5 protein-coding genes are annotated in these 6,242 nt (G+C 54.2%); 1 reads left to right on the top strand and 4 read right to left on the bottom strand.

Annotation, left to right across the window (positions count from 1 at the left end; genetic code table 11):
* Nucleotides 1–92: 92 nt before the first annotated feature.
* Nucleotides 93–740, bottom strand: a complete 648-nt coding sequence (locus ON072_RS10715; RefSeq protein ID WP_261752450.1) for an MBL fold metallo-hydrolase — start codon at nucleotides 738–740, stop codon at nucleotides 93–95.
* Between the two features lie 193 nt (nucleotides 741–933).
* On the opposite strand from ON072_RS10715, the gene ON072_RS10710 reads away from it, so the two are divergent.
* Nucleotides 934–2,220, top strand: a complete 1,287-nt coding sequence (locus ON072_RS10710) for an alpha/beta hydrolase (RefSeq protein WP_261752449.1) — start codon at nucleotides 934–936, stop codon at nucleotides 2,218–2,220.
* 205 nt (nucleotides 2,221–2,425) lie between these two features.
* Here the strand turns inward: ON072_RS10710 and ON072_RS10705 are convergent, their stop codons facing one another.
* The 3 genes from ON072_RS10705 to ON072_RS10695 are packed head-to-tail and all read right to left on the bottom strand — an operon-like array spanning nucleotide 2,426 to nucleotide 6,077.
* On the bottom strand, nucleotides 2,426–2,809 hold the full coding sequence (locus ON072_RS10705) for a cytochrome c3 family protein (RefSeq protein ID WP_025010509.1): 384 nt from the start codon (nucleotides 2,807–2,809) through the stop codon (nucleotides 2,426–2,428).
* 44 nt (nucleotides 2,810–2,853) lie between these two features.
* On the bottom strand, nucleotides 2,854–4,491 hold the full coding sequence (locus ON072_RS10700) for an HAL/PAL/TAL family ammonia-lyase (RefSeq protein ID WP_025010508.1): 1,638 nt from the start codon (nucleotides 4,489–4,491) through the stop codon (nucleotides 2,854–2,856).
* Nucleotides 4,492–4,517: 26 nt separating this feature from the next.
* Nucleotides 4,518–6,077 (bottom strand): flavocytochrome c, encoded by a 1,560-nt coding sequence (locus ON072_RS10695; protein WP_025010507.1) that lies wholly within the window; start codon nucleotides 6,075–6,077, stop codon nucleotides 4,518–4,520.
* Between the last annotated feature and the right edge of the window lie 165 nt (nucleotides 6,078–6,242).

Genomic DNA, 6,242 nt, shown 5'->3' with positions numbered 1-6,242 from the left:
CCCGACTTGACGATCACCACCTCCATAGGAGGTGGTTTTGGGGTGACAATAAAAACCCGGGCATGCCCGGGTCAGTTGCAACAGGGATAGCCTCAATCGGCCAGTAGCTGATCGGCAACGAAAGGGTTGTTTCGCCGCTCTTCACCAAAGCTCGACATAGGGCCGTGGCCGGGAATGAAGTTGACCTGCTCGCCCAAGGGCCAGAGTTTGTAACGAATGGAGTCAATCAACTGCTGATAGTTGGAGCCGGGAAAGTCAGTACGACCTATAGAGCCACGGAAGAGGACATCTCCCACCCAGGCCAGGTTCTCTTCGCGGTCAAAGAAGATCACATGCCCGGGTGTATGCCCCGGACAGTGAAACACCTGCAATGCCTGCTCTCCCAATGTAACCTCTTCACCATCTTCGAGATAACGGTCTGCCTCGAAAGCTTCACAGGCCGGGAAACCAAAGTTCTGGCTTTGGCGTGGCAGGTTCTCCAGCCAGAATTTATCGTCGATATGCGGGCCAATAATCTGCACGTCACACTCGGTGGCCAAAGCCTGGGCGGCACCGACATGATCTATGTGTCCGTGAGTCAAAAGAATATATTGCAACTGCAGGCCGTGCTGCGCCAGGGCATCCATTATGCGCTCATGGTTACCGCCTGGATCTATCACAGCGGCTTTGCCACTCTTCTCACACCAGATGAGGCTGCAATTCTGCTGGAAAGGGGTCACTGGGATGATCTGGTATTTCATTACACACACTCGCAGGCTGTTATCGTTCCATGATCGATAGATCGTCTCGATGCATGATCCACCAACCCGGCAACAGAAAAATTGATCCCGGGCAGGAAAGCGACAGATAAGCGGCTTTTCTGGCGCCGGTTTGCAGCGCAGGGATTTTTGTATACAATTTTGAGCCATCCAACCTTCAAGCCCAAGGCCCTACATGATAACAGACAGCTGTCTTGCTGGCATCCTGAGCCGCAAACACTTCTTCTCTCTGCCACTGGATTATCAGCACCCCACCGGGGAACAACTGCAAATTTTTGCCCGGGAGCTTATCGGCACCCAGGATAACGCCGCGACCCTGCCACTCCTGGTGTTCTTTCAGGGTGGCCCGGGCTTTGGTGCCGCCCGCCCCCTTGCCAATGGCGGCTGGATTAAAAGAGCGCTCAAGGAGTATAGGGTACTCTTGCTGGATCAGCGTGGTACTGGTCTTTCAAGCCCGGTCAGCTTCAAGACACTGGACGGCATGACGCCTGACGAGCAGGCTGAGCACCTGAGCCATTTCCGCGCCGACAACATCATCCGCGATGCCGAGGCGATTCGGGCGCAACTGAGCCCTGATACTCCCTGGAGCATTCTCGGTCAGAGTTTCGGTGGCTTTTGCGTACTCAGATACCTGAGCGCCGCGCCGCAAGGGCTCAAGGAAGCCTTTATTACCGGCGGTATCCCTTCCCTTGAGCGCCCCGCTACCGAGGTTTACCGGGCAACTTATCAACGCCTGCTGGCCAAAAATCAGGATTTCTTTGCCCGCTTCAAAGATGCCAAAGCCCTATTGGCCGAGCTCAGAGGCTTTATCAATAGCCATGAGGCGCGCCTGGCCACAGGAGAGCGGCTGACCCAGGAAATGCTGCAACTTTTAGGGGTCAACTTAGGCATGGAGCAAGGGCCGGAGGCCGTCTACTATCTGCTGGAGCAAGCCTTGATAGATACCCCAAGTGGCAAGGCGCTCAACCCCTTGTTTGAGGCGCAGTTCTGTCAATTGCTGGATTACAATACCAACCCGCTATTTGCCATAATGCACGAGTCCATCTACTGCCAGCAGCAAGCGGCAAACTGGGCCGCCCACAGGGTGCGGGGCGAATATCCAGCTTTTGCCCCGGACGCCGAAGAGCTGCTTTTCAGCGGCGAGATGATTTACCCCTGGATGTTCGAACAGTTTGCCAACCTCAAGCCACTGAAAGCCTGCGCCGAATTACTGGCCGCCAAAGCCGATTGGCCTTCACTCTATGACCCGAACATTCTCGCCAATAACCGTATACCTGTCGCCGCGGCCATCTACAGCGAAGATATGTATGTCGAGCAGGCCTACAGCCTGGAAACCGCCGCCAGAGTCGGCAACCTCAAGTATTGGTTGACCTCTGAGTATGAGCACAATGGCATACGCATGGATGGTGAGCGGATCCTCGATAAGCTGATTGCGCTCAATCGCGGCCAGGCGCTCAGGTGAATTCAGCTTGGGTTAATTTTAAAAGCGCACACTGAACTTGGTTCCACATCCATTGACGCTTTGCTTAAACGCTTGTTTCGGTGTCGTCCCGGTCTGCCCTTTTTGGCAGACCTTTTTTTATCCAAAAAAAACCGCAGCCAAGGCTGCGGTGGAAATAACGGACTGGGTCCAATCCAAAGAATACAGGGAGACTCGAACCGCCGACTTAGCGCTTCATTGCTGGATAGGTGAACTCATGGCACTGATTGCAATAAACCTTGCTCTCTTTGTGCTCCTGATGGCAGTAAGTACATGGCAAGTCCGTGCCATAGTGCAGGCTGTCATGGGGGTTGGGTTCAACATCATGACCGGCGTTGGCCGGACGTGCTGTCTGCTTGGCAACATCTTCAGGAGTGCCGTGGCAGGCTTCACAGGCTGTCGCATCGGGAATGGTCTTGCGCTTGGCATCACCATGGCAGGCGGCACAATCGACACGACCATTTTCAGCCGTCATGACTTCTTTGTGGTAGTCCTTGATCTTCATGGCGTTGGCCGCTCCAGGCAGCAACAAGGCGCAGGCTACAAGAACAGTGGATATCATCTTCAACATCTTGGGCTTCCTGTTGCGGGGCAGTTGCCTGCCCCGCTCTTCTATCAGTAGTTGGCAATAAAGTCGTGTGACGCCTGAATGTCAGGAGTGAAAGGACGATCTTTGCTTACGAAAGGCACTTTCTGACGATAACCTTCATACATGGCACCTGTGGCTTTACCCTGCTTCAGGCTCTTGTCGTGCATCTTGCGCAGATCGATAGCTTGAGTAGAGTGCAACAGCTCCAGACCATAGATGGTGTTGGTGTTGTCAACAATCTGGATCAGGTTGTCAGAAGCCAGTTTCAGGTTGGTGAAAGTGTCTTCGATGTTACCGGCAATTTGGATACCATCGAATGAAACCGGGCTAGCCAATTGCTTGTTACGCACCTGCATGTCAACGAAGGCTTTCTGAATAGCACCGAAAGCATGACCATTGTTTTCCGGACCGGCCAGGAAGCGGCTCAGACGGGTAAAGTGGGCATCAGACAGGTGGATAGTGCGCATTACACTGTTGTGAGACACGTGAGTCAGGGCAGTGCTCAGGTTCTGTACCGCCAGGGCAACAGGCAGAGGCTCGAAGTTGGTGGTTGGGAACACCCCCCCCTTGCCTTCAACCATGTATTTGGCTACCTGAGGGAACTGGCTGTAGTCCTTGGATGCGCCCAGTACTACGGCTGGGTTATCGTCTGAGTGGTTGATCTGAATGTCGATCACTTCGCCCAGATCCACCAGGGCTTTCTTGGCACTGGCCAGAGTGTAGGCTGTGGTGCGATAGCTCAGAGGATCCTGCAGCGGACGCTCATCATTCAGTTGCCACAGATAGCTGCCATCCAGCTGCGCCAGAATATCCTTGGTGGTTGCCTGAATATAAGGGAAAGGACGGATATCATTGGTTTGTGGCAGGAAAGGTGCCACGTTACCATTCAAACCTTCAAGGCTCAGACCGAATACGGTTGGAGACACTTCCAGCAGGTGCTTGGCATCCTGATAGCCCTTCATCGCATAGGCTACAGCCACTGCGTTGTTGGACAGGATGGACAGAGCATCTTTACCCATAGGCTCCAGCAAAGGAACTCCGGCATCGGCCATGGCTTCACGGCTGCTGACACGCTTGCCCTTGTAGAACACTTCCCATTCACCAATCATTGCCAGACCTACGTGAGAGGCCAGCAGGATGTCGGCTTCACCCACAGTACCCTGTGAAGGGATAACTGGAGTAATACCCTTGTTCAGGTAGGCTTCGTAAAGGTCGGCAACCACAGGCTGAACCCCGGTTTGACCGGCCAGAATGGTGTTCAGACGCACGGCCAGAGCCACACGGGTCAGACGCACTGGCATAGGCTCGCCGACACCGGCACTGTGAGCGCGCAGCGTGCTGTAGTTGAAGCTACGGGAAGCATCCATAACGGCGGCACTCAGCTCACCATTGGCATCAAACAGCTTGTGGTCTTTGTTCAGGCCCACACCTACAGTCAGACCATAGACAGGCTTACCCAGACGCGCAGCTTCCATCAGCAACTCGTGAGACTTAACCAGTTTGGTGCGTGCCTGAGAGGCTACTTTGACTTTGGCGCCATCGGCAATGGCCCAGGCTTGTTCCTGAGTCATGTGCTTGCCATCCAGAACCACTTGTTCCATTGCCAGAGCACTGCCTGACATCAGGCCCAGCGTCAGCGACGCCAGCATTAGAGATTTGTTCATCATCTTACTCCTTGTTATTGAATTTGTTACGCTTGCTTCAGTGCTACCGGCTTGGCAGCGGCACAGTTACGGCCGGCATTACGGCCGGTGACAATACCTTCAGCCACAGCACAGGCACCGAGGCGGCTGGCACCGTGAATACCGCCGGTGGATTCGCCGGCCGCATACAAGCCTGCAATCGGCTGGTTACTGACCAGATGCAGGACTTCAGAATTGGTATTAACCTTGACACCACCCATGCAGTAGTGAACTTTCGGCCACATACGCACCGCGTACCATGGGCCCTTGTCCAGCACTATGGCTTCCTGCATTGGACGACCAAACTCTTTGTCTTCACCGCTCTTGACCGCTTCGTTCCAGCGGGCCACCTGCGCCTTGAGCTTGTCGGCCGGCATACCATAGGCCTTGGCCAGTTCATCCAGAGTGTCGGCCTTGGTGATCACCTTGTACTTGATACCCCAATCCAGTGTCTGGGCATTCTTGGCACCTTCGGCATTGGTAAAGCCAATGGGATACACAGGGTTATTGTGCTCATCTCTGCGGGTCATGATGGCATCGGCACGCGCCTTACGGTCGGCCAGCTCATTGAAGAAACGCTCACCGGTGCGCACATCCACCACTATGCCGTGAGGATAAGTGGCAATGGTGTTGAACTGGGATGCAGTACCAAAACCTTTCTCATCGGGTGATGCCCATGGGCCCAGCTGAATTTGATCCAGATGGATAGGGTTGGCCCCCAGAAGCATCATCTGCTTCAGTGCTTCAGAGGTCGCACCCGGATGGTTGGTTGAGTCCAGGTCATTGTTCAGCTCAGGCAGCTGCATCATGCGATATTCGATATCCCGACCAAAGCCGCCGGTCGCCATGATCACCCCTTTGCGGGCTCCTATGGTGCGTATCTTACCTGTCCGCTCCCGTGGGAAATAATAACCTTCACGAACCTCGACCCCGATCACGCGGCCTTCAGCATCACGGATAAAAGATTCGAGCTTTGTTTGATTTTTCATGATCACGCCTTTGGCGCGGGCAGCCTTGACCAGCGGACGTATGATACCGGCGCCGGAGCTTTCTACTGTCTGCAGTACCCGCTGCACACTGTGACCACCGAAATGCTGTACGAAAGGCTTCCACTTGACGCCGTAGTCAATCAGCCACTGGCAGGATTCTGCCGTGCCGTTACATACCAGCTTGAGCATTTCAACATCATTCATACCACGACCCGCACGCAACATGTCGGCCACCATGGCATCCACTGAATCTTCAATACCGGCCTGCTTTTGCAACGGAGAACCGGCAACCGCCATGGCACCACCATTAATGGTTGAGTTGCCGCCAAAAACCGGCATCTTGTCGATAACCATTACGCTGACACCGGCTTCACGGGCCTGCAGGGCTGCTGCCATACCAGCAAAGCCACTGCCGACTACCAATACGTCTACCAGTTCATCAAAGGATTCCGGCGCCTGTTCGCGGCACTGGGCCATGGCACCACTGCTGACAGCCATCCCCACCCCGGTCACTGCCAGAGCGGCGCCGCCCTTGAGCAACTGACGACGACCACTGTCTATTTTCTGTTTTTCTGTCATGTACTTATTTTCCTTTCATGCAGGGAAAGAACTCAGTCAACCAGTTGCACTGGCCATGCCAACTAACCAAAAAGAGGTGCTCAGGGGGAGATTTATGATTACGGCCACAGAATCACGAAATATAAAGATCTACAATCACGAAACTTCGCGGTTTATTTGAAATAT

Origin of the sequence: Shewanella sp. K8 (assembly GCF_028823715.1) — a bacterium.
Lineage (GTDB): Bacteria > Pseudomonadota > Gammaproteobacteria > Enterobacterales > Shewanellaceae > Shewanella > Shewanella algae.
The sequence above is the reverse complement of the archived record's forward strand: the minus strand, read 5'-3'. Positions and strand labels throughout refer to the sequence as shown.

Excerpts from the sequence above, each read along its gene's own strand:
- ON072_RS10710 (WP_261752449.1), top strand. The coding sequence starts at position 934 with ATGATAACAGACAGCTGTCTTGCTGGCATCCTGAGCCGCAAACACTTC.
- ON072_RS10695 (WP_025010507.1), bottom strand. The coding sequence starts at position 6,077 with ATGACAGAAAAACAGAAAATAGACAGTGGTCGTCGTCAGTTGCTCAAG.
- ON072_RS10705 (WP_025010509.1), bottom strand. The coding sequence starts at position 2,809 with ATGTTGAAGATGATATCCACTGTTCTTGTAGCCTGCGCCTTGTTGCTG.
- ON072_RS10700 (WP_025010508.1), bottom strand. The coding sequence starts at position 4,491 with ATGAACAAATCTCTAATGCTGGCGTCGCTGACGCTGGGCCTGATGTCA.
- ON072_RS10715 (WP_261752450.1), bottom strand. The coding sequence starts at position 740 with ATGAAATACCAGATCATCCCAGTGACCCCTTTCCAGCAGAATTGCAGC.